This window comes from Legionella gratiana, from assembly GCF_001467695.1.
In the GTDB taxonomy this organism is placed as follows: Bacteria; Pseudomonadota; Gammaproteobacteria; order Legionellales; family Legionellaceae; genus Legionella; species Legionella gratiana.
Genome location: NZ_LNYE01000028.1, coordinates 22,497 through 46,423 on the forward strand (window position 1 = coordinate 22,497; position 23,927 = coordinate 46,423).

Genomic DNA, 23,927 nt, shown 5'->3' on the forward strand with positions numbered 1-23,927 from the left:
ACCGCCTTTCGATACATGAGGTGTGAACGCTTATCACTTATTAAACATGGATTACTCAATAGTGCCAAAGCTGTTGACACTATTGCGCGGATAGAGATTTTATAATGCTTCAAATATTGCAGCAGCCCCCATACCAGTACCAATACACATAGTGACCATACCGTAACGACCTTTAGTTCGTCGTAAACCATGTAATAAAGTCGCTGTTCTGATTGCACCAGTAGCTCCTAGTGGATGACCCAAAGCAATAGCGCCACCCAAAGGATTTACTTTATCACGAGGAAGATCAAGTTCTTTGATCACAGCTAAAGCTTGAGCTGCAAAAGCCTCATTAAGTTCTATCCAGTCTAATTGATCTAAAGTAAGTCCTGCTCTTTTTAATGCAATAGGAATTGCTTCAATTGGTCCAATCCCCATAATTTCAGGAGGAACACCTGCTACAGCATAGCTTAACAATCGCCCCATAGGTTTTAACTTATAATAATGTAGGGCCTGCTCACTTGCTAATAAAGCAATACCTGCACCATCACTAGTCTGCGAGCTGTTTCCAGCGGTTACACTCCCTTTTGCAGCAAAAACAGGTTTTAACTTGGAAATCACATCATATGAAGTATCTGCACGAGGTCCTTCATCTTCGCTCACCAGTTTTTTCTTGGTTAGGACAGTCGAGTTTTCTAAGTCAGCTTGTCTTGTCATGATTTCAATAGGACTGATCTCTTCTTTAAAATCACCACGCTGTTGTGCTGCCACAGCTCTCTTATGACTTTCAGTAGCAAACTCATCTTGTTGCTCTCGCGAAATTTCCCAGCGCTTAGCCACATTTTCAGCGGTTATTCCCATACCATAAGCAATAGCTATATCTTCATTATTGAAAATAGCGGGATTCGCTGTATATTTATTTCCACCTAGAGGTACCATTGACATACTTTCAACACCACCCGCAAGAGCCAAGTGTATATCACCACTGCGAATAGATTCTGCTGCTATAGAAATACTTTGTACACCTGAGCAACAAAAGCGATTAATAGTCATCGCTGGAACTGATTGAGGTAAATCAGCCAGTAACGATGCAATACGGGCTACGTTCATACCTTGTTCCGCTTCTGGCATAGCACATCCTATAACCACATCCTCTATTTTTGACTTATCAACAGACGGATTACGCAGCATTACATTTCTTATAACATGTGCTAACAAATCATCAGGCAAAGTATGCTTAAATACACCACGAGGTGCTTTACCAACTGGAGTACGTAATGCATCAACTATGTATACATTAGTCATTTTTTAATCTCCCTTAATTACGTAGTGGCTTGCCGGTCTCTAGTAAATGACTAATCCGTGCCTGCGTTAACGGTGTTGAAGCTAGATTAATAAAAGCTTCTCGCTCCAATTTAAGGATCCAGTTCTCATCAACAACTGTATCTTGATTGAGATTGCCACCACAAAGCACCGCTGCCAATTCTGTAGCTATAAAGTAGTCATGCTGAGAAATAAATCCGCCTTCTAGCCAGTTCACTAAACCTGCTTGCAATCGAGCTTTCCCCTCAATGCCAGCAATTCTAAACTGTCTTTTTAGAGGAGGAAGATAGTTCTTTGCATGCATGGATTTTACTTGTTCTAGCGCTACATAAAGGACCTCACGTGCATGCATTATATAGCTATCGGTATCTCGCAAATATCCCATCTGTATTGCATTAGCGGCGGAACTCGCCACTTGTGCCGTAGCAATTTGCTGAAAGTAACTTTGAATCACTGACAATAAATCACCCTTAGGAACAAGACGTGCCGCACGCATTGCCATTTCTTTACATCCGCCTCCAGCAGGAATTACCCCAACACCAAATTCAACCAAGCCAGGATAAGACTCAAAAGCGGCAACTACAGCATCACAATGCATCATTAATTCACAACCACCGCCTAGAGCACGTCCTCTTAAGGCCGCAACAACTGGGATAGAACTATATTTTAAGCGTAATGCCAAATGCTGAAATTGGGCAATCATTGCCTCTAAATCTCGCATTTTATTGTCTTGAATTAATTTTAATACTCCCCGTAAATCAGCACCTGAGGAAAAGTTATTGATATCTTGTTGATGGATGATCAAACCACGACATTGTTTTTCCGCCACTTCCAATGCTGCTTCTAACCCATCAAGTACCGATTGTCCCACCGTATTCGATTTGCTCTTAAAGTTCACTACAGCAACATCATCTTGTAAATGCCACAAGCAAACACCTTCATTTTCATAAAGTACAGGTTTAGGATGTGCCGATTCTTTAAGAACTTTATCGGGGAAAAATTGACGTTTATAAACAGGTAATTGACTTCTAGGTTGGTAATCGTTGAGTTGTGGTGAATAAGCACCTTTTTCAGTATAAAAATGACTAATTTCAAAAAGCCATCCAGGCAAAGGTGCTGAACTAAGCGTTCTATTTTCTTTTATTTCCCGATAAATGTACTGCGTCATCGTTGCCAAATCAGCGAGTTGCCACGTTTCAAAAGGTCCTTGCATCCAACCAAATCCCCAACGTATTGCCAAATCCACGTCTCTCACGTTATCAGCAATTGAAGCAAGATGATAAGCACAATAATGAAATAGATCCCTAAAACATGCAGCTAAAAATTGCGCTTGCTTGTCTTTCGAAGTAATCAGACTTTGCATGCGCGCAACTGGATCTTGATTACCCATAATTGCTTTTAACTCATCACTCACAGCAGGCTCTGCCGGACGATAGCTTGCTAATTTCACATCATAAACTTCAATAAACTTACCGTTTTTTCTGTAAATACCTTGACCCGTTTTTTGTCCTAAATGTCCTTCTTTAATTAAACGAATAAGCCATTCTGGTAATTTAAAACTATGATGCCAAGGATCATCAGCTAATTGCTGTTGCATGGTATTTATAACATGCTGCATGGTGTCTAAACCAACAACATCCATGGTGCGAAATGTCGCCGATTTAGGTCTACCTAATAAGGGACCAGTTAGCGCATCCACTTCATCCAAACCCATATCCATAGCAAATGCATGATGCAAGGTTGTTAATAAAGAAAACACCCCGATACGATTCCCAATAAAATTAGGAGTATCTTTTGCTCTAACCACTCCTTTACCCAAATAGCGAGTCATCCAAGTTTCTAAATGATTCACTAATTCTTCATCCGTGGTTTCTGCAGGAATAAGCTCTGCAAGATGCATGTAACGAGGGGGATTAAAGAAGTGAACCCCACAAAAGTTCTTTCTATGCTGCTCAGGCAAAACAGAACATAAGGTATTAATACTTAAACCCGAGGTATTACTCACAAGAATCGCATTTGCTCCTAGGTAAGAAGAAATTCGTTTATATAAATCTTCTTTCCAATCTAAACGTTCAGCAATAGCTTCAATAACTAAATCACAGGAAGACAAATCTGAAAGATGCTGGTCATAATTTCGTGCGTGCAATAAAGCAGCAGTTTGTGCTGTTGCAAGAGGATCAGGCTTTAGTTTCCCTAAATGAGTTATTGCTTTGTCAACAAAAGCATTTGGGCTTCCCTCTTTTGAGGCCAAATCAAAAAGTAAGGTTTCTACACCTGCATTCACTAAATGCGCAGCAATCTGTGCACCCATAACACCGGCTCCTAGAACTGCGGCTTTTTTTATAAAAAAAGGTCCCTGCATTCTTTTTTCCTCATTTATTTTATCAAGACAAATCAAAACGAATACCTTGCGCTAAAGGCAACTCATTACCCCAGTTAATTGTATTGGTTTGTCGACGCATATATGCTTTCCAAGAGTCAGAACCCGATTCACGCCCCCCACCAGTTTCTTTCTCGCCCCCAAATGCCCCGCCAATTTCAGCACCTGAAGTACCTATATTAATATTGGCAATCCCACAATCACTGCCCCAGGCGCTTAAAAAATGCTCCGCATTTTTCAAATTTTGAGTAAACATTGCTGAAGACAATCCTTGAGGAACATTATTTTGCAATGCAATTGCTTCATCTAAAGTTTGATAAGGCATTACATACAAGATAGGTGCAAATGTTTCTTCTTGCACAATATCCCAATGGTTTTTTACATCACATACCAGAGTAGGTTGCACAAAAAATCCCGGTTGATGTAATGATTCTCCGCCAAATAGAATACGACCACCAACTGATTTAATACGGCCTATTGCTTGATTAAATTGTTCTACAGCTTGCTGATCAATAAGAGGTCCCATTAAATTGCGCTTATCTAAGGGATCACCAATTGTTATTTGCTCATAAGCGAAACGTAAACGCTCAATTACGTAATCATGCATAGAATGATGTACAAATAAGCGTCGTGTAGAGGTACACCGTTGTCCTGCAGTACCTACTGCCCCAAAAACTATTGCTGGTATAGCCAAATGAAGATCCGCTGTTTCATCTAAAATAATTGCATTATTGCCACCCAATTCAAGAATAGTCTTACCTAATCGAGCTGCCACTTTCGCTGCAACTTGTTTACCTACAGCTGTTGATCCGGTAAATGAAATAAGTGGTATGCGAGTGTCATTAACCATAGTTTCGACAACATCGTGACTTTCAGGGATGATTAAGCTAAATATCTCAGGACAACCATTACGACTTAATACTTCATTGCAAATATGTTGTACCGCTACAGCACATAAAGGTGTTTTTGCTGATGGTTTCCATAAAGTAACATTTCCACATATAGCAGCTAAAAAAGCATTCCAAGACCAAACAGCTACTGGAAAATTAAATGCTGAAATTACACCAACAATCCCATAGGGATGCCATTGTTCATACATTCTATGCTGAGGCCGTTCAGAGTGCATAGTATTCCCATACAGCATTCGTGACTGACCTACTGCAAAATCAGCTATATCAATCATTTCTTGAACTTCGCCGTCTCCTTCTTGCTTTGATTTTCCCATTTCCAAGGAAACTAAACTGCCTAATGCATCTTTATGTTCACGTAATGCTTGACCAATTTGCCTGATGATTTCACCTCGTTTCGGAGCTGGGACTTTTCTCCATTCATGCGCCGCATATTGCGCACGCGTCATCACTTCTTCATAATCGTCCATAGTACAGGTTGCGATTTCGGCAAGTTTTTCACCATTTGTAGGGTTAAAAGAAATTAATTGATGAGCATGAACCTGACTCTGCCATCCTTGACCACTAAAAGCTCCTGAATTAACTGCATGAATTTTTAAGTGTTTTAATATATCCATTCATTATCTCCGAACTAATTCAAACTGTATCGTGTGACTCGATACGACCGCTGATGAGCAAACCATCTACTCACACTAACGGTCGTGGATAAGAACGCACGAGGTTATGCGTAATAGCGACCAAAACGATTTTCCAATACGGCAGATAATTGGAATTTTTCTTGTAAAACCAAACCTTTATATTCATTGGCTTGACCTAGTACTAAATCAACAACAGCACAAACGCCTGAAGCCGTACTCACTTGAATAGCAGACCATTCCAAACCACAAATTTCAGCAGGATAAATCTTCTTAACATAATTTCTTTCTGTAAGTTCACCACGTTTGATTCCCTCTACAGAAACATAAACAATCACAATATCTTGATACGTTTTAGGAATAGCATTTTCTAAGATTCGCTTTAATGTAGGCCTGTCTTGATTTAAACATAAGTCATTCATTAATAAACGCATTTTTTGACAATGACCTGGATAACGCATGGTTTTATAATTCATGGTTTGCACTTTACCCGAATGCATTTCTGCCAAACTTCCAAGACCACCAGAAGTATTAAAGGCTTCATATTCACAACCATCAATTTGAATCGTTTCCAAACCTTCTAATGGAGCTAAAGTAACTGCTTTTCCATATTTAATGGCGTAACAAGGATTACCATATTCATTGATTACACCATCGGTAGACCAAGTCAATGAATATTGCAGCGCATTATTTGCATTCTGAGGAAGAGCACCTACACGTAATTTCACATGGTGAGACTCCTCAAATTCCTGCATTAAGCTATTAGCAGCAATACTAATAAATCCAGGTGCTAAGCCACACTGAGGTACGAATGCAGTTTCTGCATCTAAAGCAATTGCTTTAACTGCTTCTGTAACAGCAGTATCTTCAGTAAGGTCAAAATAATGTGCTTTAGCTGCTCTTGCCGCCTCAGCAACATAGGTATTTAAAAAATAAGGAAGGCTTGATATAACAGCCACAATCCCATGCTTTTCCATATAAGCTTGAGTAGACTCTATATCCTGAACATCTAAAGCCACAGTTTTGATTTTCGGTACTGCATCCAATAACCTTTTCACATCTGATCCATTAAAATCGATATCCACTAAATGGATCTGATAAGAGCCGCTTTCTGACAGTAAGCAAGCAATTAAACTACCAATTTTCCCTGCACCAGTAATCATTACGTTATACATTTAATCCCTCTCCCATTATAAAACGCAATCATCCTACACAAATTCTCAAGGCTTTGGTAGTGTTCTCTATATCTAAATTGCATTGTTGCATTATATGGTGCACTATTTTGTGATACATGTTATCGTTCGTTTTAAGAAAAGAATTTGCTAATTCTTGACCTAAATCCAGGACTCATTTATCTTATCATTTTATAATTTGTTGATAACATATGAAGCAAACTGCTTTAGCGAATACCGCCACGCTTAATTCATCAATCCGTCTTGGCTATACTAAATATCTGTTTGTGTTTATAGCTGGAATATTATCACCCTTCGGCTTTGCACCCTTTCACATTCCAGGCTTGACTCTGTTAAGTCTAGCTTCCCTCTATTTTAGCCTGAAAAATTGTTCTATAAAACAAAGCGCTTATCTAGGTTTTTTTTATGGATTAGGCTATTTTGGATTTGGAGTCTCCTGGGTCATTCTCAGTATTCATGATTATGGCCAATTAAATTATTTTGGCTCAGCGTTAGTTACATTAATTTTTATCATGTATCTCTCTCTCTTCCCCGCTCTTGTTGCCTATTTATTTAAGTTACTGGAGTTAAAACATCGAACGCTACTGTCCTTACTCTTATTTAGTACTTTATGGTGCTTAAGTGAATATTGTCGTTCTACCTTGTTTAGTGGATTTCCTTGGTTATTGGTAGGTACAACGCTCATTGATACACCGATTAAATACATTGCCCCTATTTTAGGAGTCTACGGATTAAGCTTAGTATGTGTTTTTATCGCTGCATTACTCACCTTAGCTGTCTCACCAAACAATCCCAGACGTTATTCCTGCATCATTGTTTTGGTACTCATCATGATAAGCCCTATACTCTGTAAAAATATTTCCTGGTCACAAATAAAACAGGAACCCATTAGTGTCGGTGCAGTTCAGGCTAATTTATCCATGCGTGATAAATGGGATGAAGCTTTATTTTGGAACTTATTAAAATATTACGAGAATGCAATAAATAAATTATTAGGAAAACAACTTATTATTTTGCCTGAATCTGCAATACCACTTCCTGCGAGTTACTTAGATAAATACTTACTCAAACTTAATAAAAAAGCCACAAAAGCGAAGAGTGCATTAATGTTAGGTATACTCCAACCTACAAATGACAGTGAAACCCATTACTATAATTCCATCATTACTTTTGGTCAGGCAAAAGGAAAAAAATTCAAACGTCAACTCGTTCCTTTTGGGGAATACATACCTAAACCTCTAATTAAAATTTATCAATGGCTGAATTTACCTGAAGCAAATTTAGTCCCCGGAAAAAAGCAACAGCCTTTAATTAAAATTGCCAAACACCCAATTGCTAGTCTGATTTGTTATGAAATTGCCTACCCCAATATTTTACGGGAACAAATGCCTAAAGCACAATGGATCGTTTCAATCAGCGATAATGGTTGGTTTGGACATTCGCTAGCAAGTTATCAGCAATTGCAAATGGCCCAACTCCTCTCCTTACTGACTGGACGATATCAAGTAGTTGTTAATAATGATGGTTTATCTTCTATAATTGATTCTTATGGAACTATCGTAGAAAGCCTTCCACCATTCAGTGCCGGATTATTAGAAGGTACTATCTATCCAGCTGAAGGTTTTACTCCATGGATTATTTGGCATGAGTATCCTTCTTTCATTTTTTGTACTTTTTTTATATTTTTTATGCTTTTTATTCAACTTCGTCGCTTATTCCAGCAATAATCTATTGCTGGCAGACCCAAGAGGAGTTATCCTTAGCGGTTTAGAGTCACTTAATAAATTGGATCATGGATAAAACCTATATACCACAAGAAGTTGAGGAACAAGCTCAACAATATTGGCATAAAAAACAATCATTTAATGTTTCAGAAGATTTAAACAAAGAGAAGTTTTATTGTTTATCCATGTTTCCCTATCCAAGTGGAACATTGCACATGGGGCACGTACGTAACTACACCATTGGTGATGTTATTGCTCGCTATCAGCGTGCTTTGGGCAAAAATGTTCTCCAACCTATAGGCTGGGATGCATTTGGTTTACCAGCAGAAAATGCAGCGATAAAAAATGGAATTCCTCCAGCTGAATGGACTAAGCAAAATATAGAGTCTATGAAAAAGCAGTTTTTACGTCTTGGTAATGCTTATGACTGGAGACGAGAGCTTTGCACCTGTAATCCTGAATATTACCGATGGGAACAATGGTTTTTCATTCGATTATTCGAAAAAGGTTTAGTATATAAAAAAAATGCCGTGGTAAATTGGGATCCCGTCGATCAAACTGTCTTAGCGAACGAACAAGTAGTTGATGGTCGGGGATGGCGTTCTGGAGCACTGGTTGAACGGAAAGAAATTTCTCAGTGGTTCATTAAAATTACAGCTTATGCTGATGAGTTATTGAGTTCATTAGATGAGCTGGATGAATGGCCAGCGCAAGTCAAACAGATGCAACGCAACTGGATAGGACGATCTACTGGAACTGAAATCTATTTCAATGTCACTAATTACCCTAAGCGGCTAAAAATTTATACAACTCGCCCTGATACTCTCATGGGGACAACGTATCTTGCAGTAGCAACAGATCATCCTATAGCTAAAGAAGCAGCAAATAGTCGTAAGGAAATAAAAGAATTTATTGACAGCTGCCAAGGCACAAAAATGGCCGAAGCTGAGTTAGCCACCATGGAAAAACGTGGTATTGATACTGGAATGACTGCGATTCATCCCATAACAGGAAAAGAATTACCCATATGGGTAGCAAATTTTGTGCTTATGCAATACGGTTCTGGTGCTGTAATGGCAGTCCCAGCTCACGATCAAAGAGATTGGGAATTTTCGAAAAAATACCAATTACCTATTATAGACGTTATAAAACCGGAAAATGGTTTAGAGCACGACTTAAACTTATCAGCCTACATAGGGGAAGGTACGCTGATTCAATCAGGCCAGTTTGATGGGTTAAACTCTACTCAAGCAAGGGAAGCCATAACACATTTCCTCGAAGAGCACGATGCGGGTAAAGCGACAATTAACTACAGATTGCGCGACTGGGGTGTGTCGCGACAACGATATTGGGGAACACCTATTCCCATGATTTTATGTGAGCAATGCGGCACTGTACCTGTTCCAGATGAAGATCTTCCGGTAATACTCCCTGAAAATGTTTCATTTACCGGCACAGGATCTCCACTCGCTCAATGCCCTGAATTTGTTAACGTCCCTTGTCCAAAGTGTGGTCAGGATGCGTATCGTGAGACAGATACTTTTGATACCTTTGTTGAGTCTTCTTGGTATTACGCACGTTTTGCATGCAAAGGCCAAGAAAATGCAATGCTTGATGATCGAGCAAAATATTGGACTCCTGTAGATCAATATGTTGGTGGTATCGAACATGCCGTAATGCATTTACTTTATGCCCGCTTCTTTCACAAATTAATGCGTGATGAAGGTTTAGTAAACTCAGATGAACCTTTTAAAGCCCTATTAACCCAAGGTATGGTTTTAAAAGATGGACATAAAATGTCTAAATCAGTTGGCAATGTAGTTGATCCTAACCATCTGATTAATACTTATGGAGCGGACACAGCACGTTTATTTGTTATGTTTGCTGCCCCACCTGAACAATCTTTAGAGTGGTCTGATACTGCTGTAGAAGGCGCGCATCGTTTCCTTAAACGGATTTGGACTTTTGCCTATCAGCATCAAAATATGTTCATCGATATAAATAACCTTATTCTTAGTGGTAATGGTCATGTGAACTGGCAACAAGCTGAAAGTCGCTTAAAAAAATCACGGCATATTGTGCACCAAATTCTGGCTCAAGCTACTCATGATTACGATCGGAATCAATTTAATACAGTAGTTTCAGGTTGTATGAAGCTGTTTAATGAACTATCAAGTTACTCAATAGAAACAGAAGAAGATAAATTCTTTATTCATTCGGGTATGAGTATATTACTTCGATTACTCGCCCCCATAACCCCTCATATTACTCATCACTTATGGCAACAATTAGGCTTTGAAAAAGCAATTATTGATGCTAACTGGCCAAGAGTGGATAAAGGGGCATTAAAAACAGACGAAGTAGATTATGTAGTTCAGGTTAATGGTAAGCTTAGAGCGCAATTTACTGCTAGTGTAGATGCAACAGAAGAAGTATTAATTGCTACAGCGAAACAACATGTAAAAGATTTTCTCGCGAATCAAACTGTTAAAAAAGCGATTGTAGTTGCACATAGGCAATTAATTAATTTGGTTGTTGGTTGATGAAATATAGTTATTCCAAGTTCCAATCCATGATGTTACACAGTAGCGTCACTGTAATGCTGTCGTTATTGCTGTCTGCTTGTGGATTTCATCTGCGTGGTGTAAGTAACGTGCCAATTTGGCTTAATAATATTGCAATTATTTCTGAAAATAACGACAAACAATTTGTTTCTATAATAAAATCACGATTGGAAGGTTCAAAGATTGAAATTAATCCTGAGCCTTCCCGTGCCCAATACTGGCTTCTAGTGAATGAAGTGAACTTACAGCAGCAAATTATTAGTGTTGGAGCAAGTACAAATCCCAGACAATATACGTTAACTTTGAACGTAGTATACCTGTTGAAAACCCGTAAAGGACAAGATTTAACACCTCCAAGCAAGGTCAGTGTTTCCCGACAACTTACTTTGAATAATGATAGAATTCTTGGATCCAAAGATGAAGAAAGCATTTTAATTGGAGAAATGAAACAAGATGCTGTGACTCAAATTCTATATCGGCTGAGTCATCTACAAAAACCTTCATTTTAATCTGCTGTAGTGAAACTAATGGCACTAATTGAAGCATTTTTTTGACTAAATTTTTCTCTCGACTTCCCGCGACTTGTCTGCGGGATCCAGAGATCTCGCGCTAGGATTAGATCCTTGGATCCCGCAGACAAGCCACGGGAAGTAGGCAGGGTCTTAACTTAGTGCCATTAGAGCATACATTTATGACCACTAAGTTAAGGCCTGCTTACATGCAAATAAAACAACAAATGCTCGCTCAACAAGTCCAAAAAAAAATTGCCCCACTCTACATGCTTATTGGACAAGACAATTATCTATTAGAAGATTCTCTAGCCACCATAAAATTAGCCATCAAAAAAAATCATCATTATGATGAAAAAATTATGACTATTCAGTCTACCGAGGATTGGAATATCGTCAGAGAAGAGGCAAACAGTTATTCTTTATTTTCAGATATTGTGCTTTTAAATATTTTTTTTGATAAAAAAACAATAGATGCATTAGGAAAGAAAATTCTAATAGAATACCTTAGTTCTATTAACCCACGATGTTTTATTATCATAAGGGCGCCTAATTTACCCTTAAAACAGCTACAATGGCTCTCTTCCCAAGAACATGCTGTACTTACTGTCGCTTACCCACTCAATGCAGATGCTATGAAAAGTTGGATCGTAACGCAATTAAAGAGAAACTCCATCCATTTTGATGCACAGGTTCCTCATTTAATTCACCATTATACCCAAGGAAATATGTTAGCTTGTGCTCAAGTTATCGAAAAGATAGTACTTTCTAATAGTGGCAACCAAAAAATTGATGTCCAGCAAGTACAAGAACATTTATCAGACCAATGCGAACATGATCTTTTTGAATTAGTTAATGCATGCTTACTCGGCCAAGGCGATAAAGCAATTCAGATTTTGCGTCATGCAGCGAATAATAAGACTGAAGCTACTTTGGTATTATGGATGCTCAGCCAAGAAATCAGAGTAATCATGCAACTCTCTCATTTCTTAGAACATAAAATGGATATTAAGAGTGCCAGTGCTCAATTAAAAATATGGCCACAACGCATTTCTCTTTATCAAACATGCTGTAAGCGATTTAATAAAGAAACGTTGACCCAATTACATCGATACTGTTATTCCATTGATGAGCGTATTAAATCCAATATAAATTCACAAATATGGAACGCTTTAGAAAATATTGCTCTTTCATTATGTCTCGGAAAAACAATAGGTGATTCATGTACAGTATAGCTATCTTCGGCGGTGCTTTTGATCCAATCCACAATGGACATTTGCAAACCAGTTTAACCCTACAAGAGCATTTCAAATTTGATGCTTATATTTTTCTTCCTTGTAAAACACCAACTATAAAGCCAGCTACTGTTGCTACGAGTAAGCAGCGAATAGAAATGATTCGGCGAGCGATAAAGAACAGAAATCAAAACTTCAAATTGGATTTACGTGAGATAGAGCGTACTACGCCATCTTATATGGTTGAAACCCTAGAAAGTTTTAGAGCAGAGTATCCTAGCGCCTCGATTACCTTAATTATTGGTTATGATGCTTTTCTCTCCTTATTCAAATGGCATCAGTGGCAAAAAATAATTACACTGGCACATCTCATAGTAATTAACCGATCTGAATTCGCGAAGCAAGCTATTCCAGAAGTGATGCAGCAATTTTTAAAAAAACATCAAAATGAAAATAAAACAGAACTTTTGGACACTCAATCAGGGTGCGTTTTTTTATTTAATGCAGGTAACTATGAAATTTCTTCTACTTCACTTCGTGCGGAGATAAAAAAGGGCGCTGACGTGCGAAAAAAGCTCCCTTATTCGGTCTATAAATACATTAAACATCTGGGGTTATATCAATAAGATTAAATGATTTGTTATTTGCGGCCATTTGCTTCGCTTGATTAAGAAGTCCTGGTAAATATCCAGAAATCCAGTTAATCACAGGTGTGAGCTGGTTATAAACCCTGGAACCCTGAACATATTGCTGATAAGGTAAAGACGTCATACTCAGTACAGCAAAGATAAGTGACAGGATAAACACGCCTCGGCCAAAACCAAAAATACCACCTAAAACTTTATCCATAGCACCTAAACCACTGCCCTTTAAGAAAAGTCCGATGACAAAATTAGCGATACCGCCTGCGATTAAAACACCAAGAACAACAACCATAAAACTTACTATTGAAAGAATGGATGGAGTTTGTATGTAAGGTTGGATATAGGGAGTGGCACTGCCCGAATAGTTATAACCTGCCCACACAGCTAGTACCCATACTCCTATAGCAATAGCCTCTTTAACAAATCCTCTTAACAAACCCGTAATAGAAGATAATCCAATTATTATAATAAAAATTATATCAACCCATTGAAATTGCATCGTTAGCTAACTCCAGTATTGACTACTAAACCATTCAACTGCATCGCACTTGCTAATTGAGTTTTCACTTTCATCACATCACTTTTAACAGGTGAGTGTCCTACATAAACTTTATAAATAACCCCCCGTTTTCCATTCGTTTTAATATAATTGGCCTTATATCCTTGGCTTTGTAATTTATTTACTAAAGCTTGAGCATTAGAAAACTGTGCAAAAGATGCTAATTGAACTGCATAGATATTTTTTTGCTCTACAGAATGGTTCTCACGTGCTTTAGCAATAACTGGCTTAGTGGCAACGCGCTTCTGTACCGCTTGTGTCTGTACTTTTACGGGTTCGACCGGTTTCGCTGGTTTTGCTACCACTTCATTTGTTTGTTTCTTAACCACATTTTTTGCAGCATTATTTAATGCAAGCTCAATAGGTTTTGTAGCAACCCCACGGTTAGATACACGCTCTGCCTTGGCTATACGAATCGCTGCATCATCGACAGCTTGAACAGATTGGATAAAATCTTCTTTATCGAGTTCAGATCCCTTTTGGTCTAAAACAGGAGGAATTTCTACTTTAGCTACTTTTATGGTCTCAAACATTTCTTTTTCATCAGTCATAACCACATGAGGAGCTTTTGGTTTAGGAGGTAATTGCACATTGACGCGAAAATTATGTTCAAAGCGCTGACTTGATTTTTTCATCATTGATGGCAGGAAAATAGCGCCCAAGGATAAAACAACAGCCAAGCCAACTAAACGATGTTTTAGCTTCTCATCAATTACTAATTTCATTGAATCTCCTATTAGCCATAACATGACTCACTGTGAAAAAAGACCCGTAGACAACAATTAAATCGCCAAGTCTAGATTGTTTTAATGCAGCTTCAAAAGCAATCAGAGGATTAGTATAGCAAAACTCCACAGAAATTGCTGCATCTCTTAAATTTGTAATCAGTAAATCAGCACTGACAGCTCTTTTATTATCCAATTGTGCAGGATACCAATAATCGATACAATCCTTTAATGGCATAATTAAGTTAAAAATATCCTTATCTTTTAACGCAGAAAAAACAGCGTGAACCTTCCCTTTTTTTATTTTTTGCAAAGTCTTAGCAAGCAGTCTCGCAGATTGAGGATTATGAGAAACATCATATAAGACATCCACAGTTCCTTGATACAACTGCAAACGACCTGGGATAAAAACATGCTGCATAGCAGATTGCAAATGAGTATATGCCACAGGTAAATAGTGCTTTAATAAAAAACAGGCAGTGATTGCAGCTGCTGCCGATTTGAGTTGTATTGAGGGCTTAGGTAATTCATGAACTGAAGCAAAATTGTCCTTTTCTCCATAATAAATACTCCAGCTAGAATCCTTTTCCTGAATTGAAAAATCTTGATTATAAAGATATGTCGGAGAAGCAAGCTGTGTCGCTATCTCGATTACAGAAGCAGGTGGAATATCATCCGCATAAATGAATGGCTTACCTGGACGAAGAATTCCTGCTTTTTCATAACCAATTTCCTCAAGCGTATCGCCTAGAAAATCTTGATGATCATAATCGATCGTCGTAATAATAGATAAATCGGCATCAACTATGTTAGTGGCATCCAACCGGCCGCCTAATCCCACTTCCAGGATAATGATATCCAATTTCATTTTTTTGAAATACCAAAGAGCAGCTAAAGTAGTCATTTCAAAATAAGTCAGGATGATTTCTCCACGAGCCTTCTCGATAATGTTAAATGCATGACATAAATCATCATCAGAAATTGGAGTTAAATTGACTCTAATACGTTCATTAAACTGAAGAAGGTGAGGCGATGTATAAGCCCCCACCTTATATCCAGCAGTGTGATAAATTGTTTCAAGAGCCGTTACAGTCGAACCTTTGCCGTTAGTACCAGCAACAGTAATCACTCGACTCTCAGGAAGATGCAAATGCGCTATTTGTGCAACTTCCTTGATACGAGCTAAGCCTAGTTGTATTTCTTGAGTATTTCTGGTTTCTAAATCGTATAACCATTCACTAATACAATGATGTTGTGACAACTAACCCTCTGCGACTTTACGTGTTAATTTGGAGACCAATTCAGCAACAACTGGACGAATATGTTTTCGCTCTAGAATCATGTCAATATGGCCATGTTCTAATAAGAATTCACTGCGTTGAAACCCTTCTGGCAAGATCTGTCTTACTGTTTGTTCAATAACCCGGGGGCCTGCAAAACCGATTAATGCATTAGGTTCAGCAACAATTACATCACCAAGGCTTGCAAAACTAGCAGATACTCCACCCATTGTGGGATCAGTGAGAACCACAATAAATGGCAATCCTGTTTCGGCAAATTTAGCCAAAGCAGCTGATGTTTTCGCCATTTGCATTAAGGAAAAAAGCCCTTCCTGCATGCGCGCCCCACCACTCGCTGTAAAACAAATATAAGATCTTTGTTCTTTAGTAGCTACTTGTATGGCACGAACAAACTTCTCACCAACAGTAGCCCCCATAGAACCACCCATAAAATTGAATTCAAAAGATCCAACTACTACAGGTTGTTGTAATAAAGTTCCTTTTACAACAATCAAAGCCTCCTTTTCACCCGTTGCTTTTTGGGCTTGCGAGATTCTATCTTTATATTTTTTGGAATCTCTAAATTTTAATCTATCCTGTGGTTCTAAAGACGCAGCAATTTCCTCTTGACCACCCTCATCAAGAAATTGCCTAATACGGGTTCTAGCTGATATCCTATGATGAAAACTACAGGATGGGCATACCATTAAATTTTTTTCTAACTCGATACTATAGAGCACCTCATTACATCCAGAGCATTTCAGCCATAAACCTTCAGGAACTCCTTTTTTTTGAGAAGTCTCAGTGTTAATTCTTGAGGGTAGTAGTTTTTTAAACCAACTCATAATGGAACCTAATTTAAAAAAATCTTCATTATTATACACAGAAAAAAATATTCTTAAATCCACATGCTCGTCATACAGGAACGATCTTCTAATTTTTAAAATGAAAACATTGAGTGCTTGTTCCTAGAATGTACCTGTATTTGAATCTTATTGTTGATTCATTTCAATACACTTAAAGTTATTTTTTAAAATGCCGCTAAAGACGATATAAAGACCTAAATTGAGATTCATGTATGAAACTTATAATATCAATAATAATCTTCATCAGTGTCTTATTTACCAGTCAATTTGTTCTCGCCCATACCCGATATGGAGAAACATTATGCAATTCACCCGATTACTTTTGCATGAAAATTAAAAGTGGTGAGAGTTGGGATAAGCTTTTTCCAAATGAAGAAGAACGAGATATGGTAAAGCGAATTAATCGTATGAACATTCCCTTACGCTCAGGAATAACTATTGCTGTACCTAAAAACATTGACCGTTTAACGATTTATGATGTCTCTCCATTTCCAAGATATATAGAACCTAATGGTGAAAAGACAATTTACGTGAGCCAAAAGAAATTAGCTTGGGCAGCGTATGATCAAGATGGAGAACTACTCTGGTGGGGCCCTATATCTTCAGGAATAGGAAAATGCCCTGGAGTCATTGGAGGATGTACCACACCCACAGGCTCTTTTCGAATTGTTCGTAAACAAGATATAGATTGTGTTTCAACTGTATTTCCAAGACGATCTAATGGAGACGATGGAGGTGCTTTAATGCCGTATTGCATGCATTTTTATATGGGTTATGCCCTCCATGGCAGCTATGAATTACCGGGTTATAAAGCAAGTCATGGTTGTGTCAGAATGTTCATTGAAGATGCACGTTGGCTTAATGAAGAATTTATAGATTTACCAGGAGGTGGAATGAAAGGAACTCGAGTCGTCATTGATGAATCTCATGATCCGAATGAACGATAGACAAATAATATACAAGATGTTACTATTTTAGATGATGAAATTTATACATTAGTATGATAAGGTTGTGTGTTGACATTTTTGATTGAAAAAACTGCATTATTAAGTAAGCTATGTTTAACCCCAATTAATACTCAGTTTTTGTTCAAAATCAATTGCCTTTAGCTCTGGAGAATGACAAAAGAATGGCACATTACAATACTCAGCCTGAATCAATAACAAATTTCGGAATCCAATCAATTATGCCTTGGATGGTATGGGGCTTAGGTTGTTTGTTTTATTTTTATGAGTGCCTCTTACAAGTATCACCTAGTGTCATGAGCCATGAACTCATGAGGGACTTTTCAGTTACCAGCCAAACCCTAGGAATTTTATCCGGTATCTATTTTTATTCTTATGCCGCCATGCAATTGCCAGGTGGTGTATTAATGGATTATTTTGGCCCACATCGGCTGTTAACATTAGCTACTGTAGTTTGTGCTGTAAGTACTATCGCTTTCGGCATGACTGATAGCTTTTTTATGGCTTGCGTCGCTCGCTTAATGATAGGTTTTGGTTCAGCTTTCGCAGCTGTCGGAACAATGAAGCTAGCTGCAAATTGGTTTCCCGCTCAACGCTTTGCTTTGCTTACCGGACTCATGGTAACCATAGGAATGCTCGGAGCAATTGGGGGAGAAGCCCCTTTAGCATTATTAATTGACCATTTTGGTTGGCGTCATAGCATGCTGATCATGGGAAGTACTGGGCTTGTTCTTGCTGTTTTGCTTATTTTTATCGCTAAAGATACGCCAAAGAATCATGAAATTTCTGCACCTCATCTAGTAGAAGAGGAGCACCTAATACCTAGTTTGCTCGCATTAATGAAAAACAAACAACTTTGGCTAGTGGCCTGCTATGGTGGATTAATGTACATGGCAACGCCTGTTTTTTGTGGGCTATGGGGTGTTCCTTTTTTAATGCACAAAATGATGATTACCAAAACGACCGCAGCAAATTATATTTCTTTAGTCTTTATTGGTTGGGCAATTGCTAGTCCCTTATGGGGCATATTTTCTAACCGAATTGGCTTGCGTAAACCTCCTATGTATATAGGATGTATCGGTGCCCTTATTTGTTCTTTACTCTTTATTTTTGTTCCGATTAATACAGCAATATATATGGAACTTTTACTCTTCGCATTTGGTCTTTTTTCTGCAGGATTTTTACCTGCATTTACTGTTGCTAAAGAGTTATGCAATAAAAAATATGTTGCTACAGGTTTAAGTTTTATGAATATGATGAATATGCTAGGGATAGCGTTAGCGCAACCACTTATTGGTTATATTCTTGATAAAATGTGGGAAGGTGAAGTCAATGGTACTGTCAGAGTTTATCCGCTGGAAGCATATCATACTGGCCTTGCTATTCTTCCGCTAGGAATGCTTATTGCCTTAATTATTTTACCCAAAATCAAAGAAACTTATTGCCAAAGTGCACATTAATGAAATAATACGGAACTTCCCGAAATTATTTAAAATAACCTGGATGCAATCAGTGGCTCCCCCAGTAATATTCTGGTCCTACTCTTTGTACCTTACACTTTCAAAGTAGACTTTAAAATATGGCAAAAAAACTATATATCAAAACTAACGGCTGCCAGATGAATGAATATGACTCATCTAAAATGGCAGAAGTTTTGCTGCAATCACATGGTTTGGTCAAAACGGATCAAGTTGAAGATGCAGATGTGATCTTACTTAACACGTGCTCTATTCGTGAAAAAGCACAGGAAAAAGTGTTTTCTCAATTAGGACAATGGCGTGAATATAAAGCGAAAAACCCCCATGTAGTGATTGGCGTAGGCGGCTGTGTAGCGAGTCAAGAAGGTGAAGATATTATTAAAAGAGCACCTTTTGTTGATATTGTTTTCGGCCCACAAACGTTACACCGACTTCCTGAGTTACTTAACGAGCGAATGGAAAAGAGAAAGCCCGTTGTTGATATAAGTTTTCCAGAAATTGAAAAGTTTGATCATCTGCCAGCACCGCGGGCTGAAGGACCAACTGCTTTTGTTTCCATCATGGAAGGCTGCAGCAAATATTGTAGTTTTTGTGTTGTCCCTTATACTCGGGGCACTGAAATTAGCCGACCTTTTGATGATGTACTTGCTGAATGCTACCAATTGGCAATCCAAGGGGTTAGGGAAATTAATTTATTAGGTCAAAATGTTAACGATTATCGCGGAACAATGGAAAATGGGGATATTGCTGACTTAGCTCTTTTAATTCATTATCTTGCCGCCATAGAGGGTATAGGCAGAATTCGTTTTACAACATCGCATCCTTTGGCGTTTTCAGACAATCTAATCAATGCTTACGCAGAGGTACCTGAATTGGCTAATCATTTACATTTGCCAGTACAAAGCGGTTCCGATCGCATTTTAGGTTTAATGAAGCGAGGATATACTGCTTTAGAGTTCAAATCTAAAATTAGAAAGTTACGAAAAGTACGACCAGATATCCGTTTATCTACAGATATTATTGTTGGTTTTCCAGGGGAAACAGATAAAGATTTTCAAGATACTATGGACTTAGTCCACGAAATTGGCTTTGATACGTCATTTAGTTTTATTTATAGTCCAAGGCCAGGTACACCTGCAGCTAATTTATCTGATGACACACCTATGGACGTAAAAAAGCAACGACTCCAGATCTTGCAAAATAGACTTTTATTGCAAGCATCTCGTTATAGTCAATCGATGATTGGAAGCACACAGAAAATATTAGTAACTGGTTTTTCTAAAAAAGACTCTCAACAACTTTCTGGACGTACTGAGTGCAATCGAGTAGTAAATTTTGACGGTCCAGCACATTTAATTGGTCAATTCGTTTCTATTCAAATTAATGATGCATTGCCAAATTCATTACGAGGACGCCTCATTGCAGCTGAGACTGAAACGATTTGATGATAGAGCATATTCAAAAGCAGTTGACCATTTCTCGCGAGTACCATAATCAACGCATTGATAGCGTGCTCGCACAGCTACTCCCTGACTATTCACGCTCACAAATCAGTAGCTGGATTAAAAAGGGTGCAATAACGCTTAATCACCAATCGTGTAAACCCAAAGACAAAGTTGAAGATGGCGATCTGATCGAGATTAATATTGATTTTAATGTAACGAACACTCATTTTGATCATTATGTCCCAGAGGAAATTCCTTTAACTATTGTTTATGAGGATGAAGATGTTTTAGTTCTCAATAAACCGGCAAATATGGTCGTTCATCCAGGAGCTGGAAATAAAGAACATACCTTAGTCAATGCATTGTTACATCACAACCCCTCGCTCACTCATTTACCTCGAGCAGGTATTGTTCATCGGCTTGATAAAGACACGACAGGGCTTTTAATGGTGGCTAAAACTATACCCGCGCATACTTCCTTGATACGCCAAATGCAAGCTCGTGAAATTAAACGTCAGTATATTACTTTAGTACAAGGCCATATTATTTCTGGTGGTACCATTGATACAGGCTTTGGACGACATCCTAGAAATAGACTAAAAATGGCGGTACAGGAGAATGGAAAACAAGCCATAACTCATTATTCGGTAAAAAAACAGTATCATGACTTTACTCTACTGGACGTCAATCTAATGACGGGGCGAACACATCAAATCAGGGTTCATTTAGCATATATCCATCATCCAGTAGTTGGTGATCCACTTTATGGCGCACGGATGCGATTTCCAGCACAAGCATCAGAACAGTTGCGTGCTCTTTTCCAAGACTTTAAAAGACAAGCACTGCATGCCTGTGCTCTCTCATTTCATCATCCAAAAACAGAAAAACAGTTGACGCTTATGGCCCCAATACCCGATGATTTTAAACTTCTTCTAAACACATTGGACGAGCATTATGAAGACTAAATTAGCGAACTGGTCTGCCCCAAAAAATATCACTGCCTTAAGTACTACTCGACTTTCAGGATATAGCCAAATACCTTATGAAAGTAACAATATGGGCTTAGGCATTGGTGATAATGACCATCACGTGATGCAAAATAGACAACAACTCGTTGAGCTGCTGCAACTCCCAGACGAACCCCAATGGCTAAAGCAAACACATAGTACTCATTGCGTTATAGTAGAAGAGGATCTTAATAGAAATGCTGATGCTTCCATAACTCGCTCTCAAAAATATCCTTTGGCCATTCTTACCGCGGATTGTTTACCAATCATGCTATGTAACGTGCAAGGAACTGAGATTGCAGCAATTCATGCTGGATGGAAAGGATTGGCTCATGGTATTATTGAAAATACACTCAATAAAATGAACAGCCCGGAATCGGAACTATTAGCGTGGATTGGCCCCTCCATTTGTCAAAAATGCTATGAGGTGGGTGATGAAGTCTATCAAAAATTCATTCAGACTTATCCTTTAAGTCAGCAAGCCTTCAATCCTATGAAAGAAAAATGGCTCGCGAATTTATCACTAATCGCTGAAATTGTTTTGAACGCTAAAGGGGTTAATACCGTTTATCAGTCAGAATTATGTACTTTTGAGTTAAAAAATGAGTTCTATTCCTACCGAAGAACATCACAAACAGGTAGAATAGCTACCTTAATCTGGTTTAATGATCAACCTCAGGACTAAAATATGATAAAATATATCAAACTATTTATGAGTACCCTGCTTCTTTTAACCGCCTCGTTTACTTATGCGGCTAATGAAGCCTCTGCACCAATTCCGAGCCTAGCTCCAGCTTTAAAAAATATAATGCCGGCGATCGTGAATGTTGCTGTACAAGGTTATTTACCGAGCGATGCAGCACCTCCTGGAGCTTCATCGCGGAGTGATGATGATGCACTAAATAATAGGCAACCTCGTCAAATTGCTCCAGAAAAAGGACGTAAGTTTGAAAGCATTGGTTCCGGTGTTATTTTAGATGCACAAAATGGAATCATTATTACTAATGATCATGTCATTCGAAATGCTACCCTTATTACCATCACCCTCCAAGATGGTCGACGATTGAAAGCAAAACTGATTGGTGGTGATAGCGAAACTGATTTGGCTGTATTAAAAATCAATGCAGCAAATCTAAAATCTTTGCCTATAGGAGATTCAGATCAATTACAAGTAGGTGATTTTGTAGTGGCTATCGGAAATCCTTTTGGCTTAAACAGCTTTGGCAATAGCCAGTCAGCAACATTTGGTATCATTAGTGCCTTAAAACGTAGTGATTTAAACATTGAAGGTGTAGAAAACTTTATTCAAACTGACGCGGCAATTAACCCAGGTAATTCTGGTGGTGCACTAGTTAATACTAAAGGAGAATTGATAGGCATTAACACCGCAATTCTTTCCCCTTATGGTGGTAATGTAGGTATTGGGTTTGCTATTCCTATTAATATGGCTAAAGATGTAGCACAACAAATAATCAAATATGGCTCAATCCATCGTGGATTAATGGGTATATTCGTTCAACATTTAACTCCAGAGTTAGCTCATTCCATGGGGTATCCTGAAGATTTCCAAGGAGCATTAGTATCACAGGTTAATCCAAACTCTCCTGCTGAACGAGCTGGCTTAAAGTCTGGGGATATAATTACCCAAATTAACAATACTAAAATTACCCAAGCAACCCAGGTAAAAACAACAATTAGCCTCTTGCGTGTGGGGTCAAATGTTAAAATGATTGTTCAACGTGATGGAAAACCAATTACTCTTGATGCTATTGTTACTGACATCAAATCTCATGAACAAAAACTTCAAGCTGAGAATCCGTTCCTCTATGGATTAGCATTAAGAAATTTTGAGCAAGAAACACCACCTCATGGCAACGTAATCGGTGTACAAGTTGTTGGTGCTTCAGAAACAAGCGCAGGATGGCGTGCTGGTCTAAGACCTGGAGATATTATTATTTCTGCAAACAAAGCTCCTGTTAAAGATGTGAAATCTCTACAACAAATAGCACTGCAGAAAAAGCAAGAACTACTGGTTCAAATATTACGTGGACCTGGCGCAATGTATTTATTGATTATTTAACTTTCTTTCCAGCCTGGGTGAATCATTACCCAGGCTTAATTGCTTCTTTAAATGATAGCTGTGATCGATTAAAAATAGGCTTATTAAATCAATGAACTATCATTATTTCCTGAAACTGAACTCATATTAAAGAAAAATATAAAAAAATACGTTAATAGACTTGACATCCTGTCATTAAAACGACAAAATCACGCGTCTTGTGGCTATGTAGCTCAGCCGGTTAGAGCGCGGCACTCATAATGCTGAGGTCGGTGGTTCGAGTCCACCCATAGCCACCACTAAGTAGGAGTCTATTCCGAAGACATCGGTTACAAATTAGGCTCTTTCCCATTTAAGCTGAATCGTCTACACATCTTGTCTATCGCAAATAAAACAGGATCCAATTATTTTTTTTGCAGAAGGAGACGGTATTGAGAGCATCGTCACCC

At 38.3% G+C, this 23,927-nt stretch carries 19 protein-coding genes and 1 tRNA gene; 12 read left to right on the forward strand and 8 right to left on the reverse strand.

Going from position 1 to position 23,927, the window contains the following annotated elements:
* Window positions 1-99 precede the first annotated feature (99 nt).
* From Lgra_RS12830 to Lgra_RS12845, 4 genes are all read right to left on the reverse strand, one after another.
* Window positions 100-1,284 carry an acetyl-CoA C-acyltransferase gene (locus Lgra_RS12830; protein WP_058499677.1) on the reverse strand — a complete coding sequence of 395 codons (1,185 nt, stop codon included), beginning with the start codon at window positions 1,282-1,284 and terminating at the stop codon, window positions 100-102.
* A 13-nt stretch (window positions 1,285-1,297) separates the two neighbouring features.
* Complete coding sequence (locus tag Lgra_RS12835; protein ID WP_058499678.1) at window positions 1,298-3,664, reverse strand: 3-hydroxyacyl-CoA dehydrogenase/enoyl-CoA hydratase family protein; 2,367 nt, start codon at window positions 3,662-3,664, stop codon at window positions 1,298-1,300.
* Window positions 3,665-3,686: 22 nt separating this feature from the next.
* On the reverse strand, window positions 3,687-5,207 hold the full coding sequence (gene amaB, locus Lgra_RS12840) for an L-piperidine-6-carboxylate dehydrogenase (protein ID WP_058499679.1): 1,521 nt from the start codon (window positions 5,205-5,207) through the stop codon (window positions 3,687-3,689).
* Window positions 5,208-5,311: 104 nt separating this feature from the next.
* Window positions 5,312-6,400 (reverse strand): saccharopine dehydrogenase family protein, encoded by a 1,089-nt coding sequence (locus tag Lgra_RS12845; protein ID WP_058499680.1) that lies wholly within the window; start codon window positions 6,398-6,400, stop codon window positions 5,312-5,314.
* Between the two features lie 209 nt (window positions 6,401-6,609).
* On the opposite strand from Lgra_RS12845, the gene lnt reads away from it, so the two are divergent.
* The 5 genes from lnt to nadD all read left to right on the forward strand — a co-directional run bounded on the left by lnt (window position 6,610) and on the right by nadD (window position 13,076).
* Window positions 6,610-8,145 (forward strand): apolipoprotein N-acyltransferase, encoded by a 1,536-nt coding sequence (gene lnt / locus Lgra_RS12850; protein WP_058499681.1) that lies wholly within the window; start codon window positions 6,610-6,612, stop codon window positions 8,143-8,145.
* 65 nt (window positions 8,146-8,210) lie between these two features.
* Window positions 8,211-10,685 (forward strand): leucine--tRNA ligase, encoded by a 2,475-nt coding sequence (leuS, locus tag Lgra_RS12855; protein WP_058499682.1) that lies wholly within the window; start codon window positions 8,211-8,213, stop codon window positions 10,683-10,685.
* 29 nt (window positions 10,686-10,714) lie between these two features.
* On the forward strand, window positions 10,715-11,215 hold the full coding sequence (locus Lgra_RS12860; protein WP_238584448.1) for an LPS-assembly lipoprotein LptE: 501 nt from the start codon (window positions 10,715-10,717) through the stop codon (window positions 11,213-11,215).
* A 209-nt stretch (window positions 11,216-11,424) separates the two neighbouring features.
* Window positions 11,425-12,450 (forward strand): DNA polymerase III subunit delta, encoded by a 1,026-nt coding sequence (gene holA, locus Lgra_RS12865; protein WP_058499695.1) that lies wholly within the window; start codon window positions 11,425-11,427, stop codon window positions 12,448-12,450.
* Window positions 12,438-13,076, forward strand: coding sequence for a nicotinate-nucleotide adenylyltransferase (gene nadD, locus Lgra_RS12870; protein WP_058499684.1), 639 nt, complete (start codon window positions 12,438-12,440; stop codon window positions 13,074-13,076). The genes holA and nadD overlap by 13 nt, the downstream gene beginning before the upstream one ends.
* Here the strand turns inward: nadD and Lgra_RS12875 are convergent.
* From Lgra_RS12875 to accD, 4 genes are read right to left on the reverse strand one after another with little or no spacing between them, the layout of a single operon-like run.
* Window positions 13,051-13,593, reverse strand: a complete 543-nt coding sequence (locus Lgra_RS12875; RefSeq protein ID WP_058499685.1) for a CvpA family protein — start codon at window positions 13,591-13,593, stop codon at window positions 13,051-13,053. The two genes, nadD and Lgra_RS12875, sit on opposite strands and share 26 nt — an antisense overlap.
* Window positions 13,594-13,595: 2 nt before the next feature.
* Window positions 13,596-14,378, reverse strand: a complete 783-nt coding sequence (locus Lgra_RS12880) for an SPOR domain-containing protein (protein WP_058499686.1) — start codon at window positions 14,376-14,378, stop codon at window positions 13,596-13,598.
* Window positions 14,362-15,639, reverse strand: a complete 1,278-nt coding sequence (gene folC / locus Lgra_RS12885) for a bifunctional tetrahydrofolate synthase/dihydrofolate synthase (RefSeq protein ID WP_058499687.1) — start codon at window positions 15,637-15,639, stop codon at window positions 14,362-14,364. Before folC ends, Lgra_RS12880 begins: the two co-directional genes overlap by 17 nt.
* Entirely contained in the window at window positions 15,640-16,503 is an 864-nt protein-coding gene (gene accD / locus Lgra_RS12890; protein ID WP_058499696.1) for an acetyl-CoA carboxylase, carboxyltransferase subunit beta, read from the reverse strand.
* Between the two features lie 233 nt (window positions 16,504-16,736).
* Here accD and Lgra_RS12895 point away from each other — a divergent pair, with 233 nt between their 5' ends.
* From Lgra_RS12895 to Lgra_RS12925, 7 genes are all read left to right on the forward strand, one after another.
* Window positions 16,737-17,471: a L,D-transpeptidase gene (locus Lgra_RS12895; protein WP_058499688.1), complete on the forward strand. Its 735-nt coding sequence runs from the start codon at window positions 16,737-16,739 to the stop codon at window positions 17,469-17,471.
* Between the two features lie 182 nt (window positions 17,472-17,653).
* Entirely contained in the window at window positions 17,654-18,949 is a 1,296-nt protein-coding gene (locus Lgra_RS12900; protein ID WP_058499689.1) for an MFS transporter, read from the forward strand.
* A gap of 119 nt (window positions 18,950-19,068) precedes the next feature.
* Window positions 19,069-20,412, forward strand: a complete 1,344-nt coding sequence (miaB, locus tag Lgra_RS12905) for a tRNA (N6-isopentenyl adenosine(37)-C2)-methylthiotransferase MiaB (protein WP_058499690.1) — start codon at window positions 19,069-19,071, stop codon at window positions 20,410-20,412.
* The gene (rluD, locus tag Lgra_RS12910) at window positions 20,412-21,377 is read left to right on the forward strand and encodes a 23S rRNA pseudouridine(1911/1915/1917) synthase RluD (RefSeq protein ID WP_058499691.1); all 966 of its coding nucleotides are present in this window, start codon (window positions 20,412-20,414) and stop codon (window positions 21,375-21,377) included. The genes miaB and rluD overlap by 1 nt, the downstream gene beginning before the upstream one ends.
* Complete coding sequence (pgeF, locus tag Lgra_RS12915) at window positions 21,367-22,104, forward strand: peptidoglycan editing factor PgeF (RefSeq protein ID WP_058499692.1); 738 nt, start codon at window positions 21,367-21,369, stop codon at window positions 22,102-22,104. Before rluD ends, pgeF begins: the two co-directional genes overlap by 11 nt.
* A 3-nt stretch (window positions 22,105-22,107) precedes the next feature.
* On the forward strand, window positions 22,108-23,499 hold the full coding sequence (locus Lgra_RS12920) for a Do family serine endopeptidase (RefSeq protein ID WP_058499693.1): 1,392 nt from the start codon (window positions 22,108-22,110) through the stop codon (window positions 23,497-23,499).
* A gap of 201 nt (window positions 23,500-23,700) precedes the next feature.
* Window positions 23,701-23,777: transfer RNA gene (locus Lgra_RS12925), tRNA-Met, on the forward strand.
* Window positions 23,778-23,927 lie beyond the last annotated feature (150 nt).